This window comes from Streptomyces sp. NPDC059456, from assembly GCF_042750055.1.
GTDB lineage: Bacteria > Actinomycetota > Actinomycetes > Streptomycetales > Streptomycetaceae > Streptomyces.
Genome location: NZ_JBHYVA010000884.1, coordinates 1 through 2,957, shown reverse-complemented (window position 1 = coordinate 2,957; position 2,957 = coordinate 1). Strand labels below are relative to the sequence as shown.

The window sequence follows — 2,957 nt, the reverse complement described above, 5'->3', positions numbered from 1 at the left end:
CCCGGCGGGCGCCCCGCCGCCCCCGGCGCCCGAGCGCTGCTTCGCCCTCGCAGACGGGGACGAGGCGGCCGGCCGCCTGGTGAAGAAGATCCGCGCCTTCCGGCCGCAGGTCATCACCACGTACGACGAGAACGGCGGCTACCCGCACCCCGACCACATCATGACCCACAAGATCTCGATGGTGGCGTTCGACGGGGCCGCCGACACCGAGAAGTACCCGGAGGCCGAGTTCGGCCCGGCGTACCGGCCGCAGAAGCTCTACTACAACCAGGGCTTCAACAAGCCGCGCACCGTCGCCCTGCACGAGGCGCTGCTCTCGCGCGGCATGGAGTCCCCCTACGGGGAGTGGCTGGAGCGCTGGAAGGAGTTCGAGCGCACCGAGCGCACGCTGACCACGCACGTGCCCTGCGCCGACTTCTTCGAGATCCGTGACAAGGCGCTCATCGCGCACGCCACGCAGATCGACCCGGACGGCGGCTGGTTCCGCGTGCCGATGGAGATCCAGAAGGAGGTCTGGCCGACGGAGGAGTACGAGCTCGCGAAGTCCCACGTGGACACGTCCCTCCCCGAGTCCGACCTCTTCGAGGGCATCCGGGAGAATGCGTAGCCATGAGCGCTACTCACGCAGCACTGACCGAGCTCCTTCCGCTGGCCGGTGACACCTTCGACAAGAACAAGGTGACGCCCGGAGTCCTGGGCTTCATCGTGTTCGCGGCCCTCGCCCTGGCGGTGTGGGGCCTGATGAAGTCGATGAGCCGGCACATGGGCCGGGTCGACTTCAAGGAAGCCCCGGAGCCGGCCCCGGCGGGCACCACCCCCGCCGCGAACCAGACCCCGTAGGCCCCGTCCCGCACTTGCGGACGACCCACCGCCCCACCCCGCACCCCGGGGCGGGGCGCGGGGCCGCACCCTGCGCTGCCCCGCCCCGCGGGGCCGGGCGCGGGGGCGGCCGGGTCAGACGGCCGGCCAGGCGGGTGGCATGGGCACGCCCATGATTTCCCGCGAGTGCAGGTTCGGGACCAGCGCGAGCCGCCACGCCTGCCAGCCCTCCGCCGGGTCCACCCCGCGCCCCAGGACCACCGCGTACGTGTCCAGGCTGTCCTCCAGCCGCCCGTCGCGCATCGGATGCGGCGCCGCGGACAGCCGGGCCAGCTCCGCCCGGGCCTCGTCCACGCCCGCGCCGCCCGGCAGCGCGTACGGCAGCAGCGTGCAGCGCAGGAAGCGGGCCCAGTCCTCCCCGCGCCGGTCCCCGTACGAGATGAACAGCCGGGCCGCCTCCTCACACAGGCCCAGCGCCTGCGACACCCGGCCGTTGCCCGCGTCCACCACCGCCAGCTCCAGGCAGGTCCACGCCTCCCCGTGCGCCAGCCCGATCCGCCGGAAGTCCGCCCGCGCGTCCGTCAGCAGCTGCCGGGCGAACCCGGAGTTCTTCAGGTTCCCCGTCTGCGCCGCCCGCTGGTCGCGCGTCACCCGGCCCGAATGGTGCCGGGCGTGCGCCAGCCCGTACACGTCCCGCATCCGCGAGAACATCGTCCGGGCCCGCTCCAGCTCCCGGACCGCCTGATCCCGCTCGCCGCCCTCCTCCAGCGCCTGCCCGAGGTAGTACAGCGTCCACGCCTCCCCGCGCGCGTCCTCCTGCTCCCGGTGCCGGGCCAGCGCCTCACGCAGCCGCTCCAGCGCCGGCCCCGGGTCCCCGTCCACGACCCGGGCCCGGCCCAGCTGGGTCAGCGCCCAGGCCTGGCCGCGCTCGTCGCGCGTACGCCCGTACAGGTCCATGGCGAGCTTCAGCTCCGCCTCCGCCCGCGGCACGTCGCCGAGCCGCAGGTACACCTGCCCCAGCTGGAAGTGCGCCCACGCCTCCCCGTGCACGCTCTCGCTCTCCCGGTGCAGCGCCAGCGACTGCTCCAGCAGCTGCATCGCCTCCGCCAGGTGCGCCCGGTCCCGCTCCACCGCCGCCAGCGCGTGCAGCCCCCACGCCCGGTCGCCGGCCAGCTTGTCCGGCTCCTGGAGGACCAGCGCCTCGCGGATGCGGGCCGCGGCCTCCGGGAGCTGCCCCTGGTGGTGCAGGGTGATGCCGAGCGAGATCAGGGCCATGCCCGCGCCCGCGTCCTGCTGTGCCTCCCGGTACTGGTCCACCACCGAGGTCAGCGTGGTCCGGGCCTTGTCCAGCTCGCCGAGCTGGCGCGCCGCGATGCCCGTACGCCACTGCACGGAGCGCACCAGCCGCCCCTGGCCGGGGCGGCCCCCGCGCGCGGCCTCCACCGCCAGCGTCAGCTCGTTGATCTCACCGAGCCGGTACAGGTCCCCGCGCAGCAGGCAGAAGTCGCACAGCGCGCCCAGCAGGTCGAGCACCGCCTGCTGGTCCACGTCCTCCGAGTGCCGCAGCGCCGCCGTGATGAAGCTCGACTCGTCGTCCAGCCAGCGCAGCGCCGCATCCAGCGAGGCGAAGCCGTGCCCGCCGAAGTGGTCGGCCCGCGTCGACATCTTCCCGTCGACCATCCGGATCACCGCGTCCGCGAGCTGCGCGTAGTTGCGGATCAGCCGCCCGTGCGCCGCCGAGGACTCCGCCCGGTCCTCGTCCGCCGCGAGCCGCGCCGCCGCGTACGAGCGCACCGCGTCGTGCATCCGGTACCGCTCCCCGCGCACGTGGTCCAGCAGGCCCGCCCGCGCCAGCTCCCGCAGCAACCGCCCCGCCTCCGCCCGGTCCGCGTCGATCAGCGCCGCCGCCGCCGACGGGCCGAGCGAGGCCCGGCCGGCCAGCGTGAGCCGCCGCAGCAGCCGGCGCCGCTCCTCGGGCAGGCGTACGTAGGCCAGGCCGAGGGCGTCCTCCAGCGCCCCGGCGCCACCGGGAGCGGCCGGGCCGGCCGCCGGGGCCGGGTCCCCGTCGGCGGCGCCGAGCGGGGCCAGGACGCGCAGGGCCAGCGGGAGCCCCCCGCCGAGCGCGAGCAGCCCCCGCA

Annotated in this window: 3 protein-coding genes; 2 read left to right on the top strand and 1 reads right to left on the bottom strand. The window is 75.3% G+C overall.

Annotated elements, in window-relative coordinates; genetic code table 11:
* Both mca and ACFXA3_RS40035 read left to right on the top strand, forming a co-directional pair.
* On the top strand, nucleotides 1-607 hold a 607-nt coding region (gene mca, locus ACFXA3_RS40040; RefSeq protein WP_385195958.1), incomplete at its 5' end, for a mycothiol conjugate amidase Mca.
* 2 nt (nucleotides 608-609) lie between these two features.
* Nucleotides 610-840 carry a hypothetical protein gene (locus ACFXA3_RS40035; protein WP_385195956.1) on the top strand — a complete coding sequence of 77 codons (231 nt, stop codon included), beginning with the start codon at nucleotides 610-612 and terminating at the stop codon, nucleotides 838-840.
* 114 nt (nucleotides 841-954) lie between these two features.
* Here the strand turns inward: ACFXA3_RS40035 and ACFXA3_RS40030 are convergent.
* A partial coding sequence (locus tag ACFXA3_RS40030) for a tetratricopeptide repeat protein (protein WP_385195954.1) occupies nucleotides 955-2,957 on the bottom strand: 2,003 nt, incomplete at its 5' end.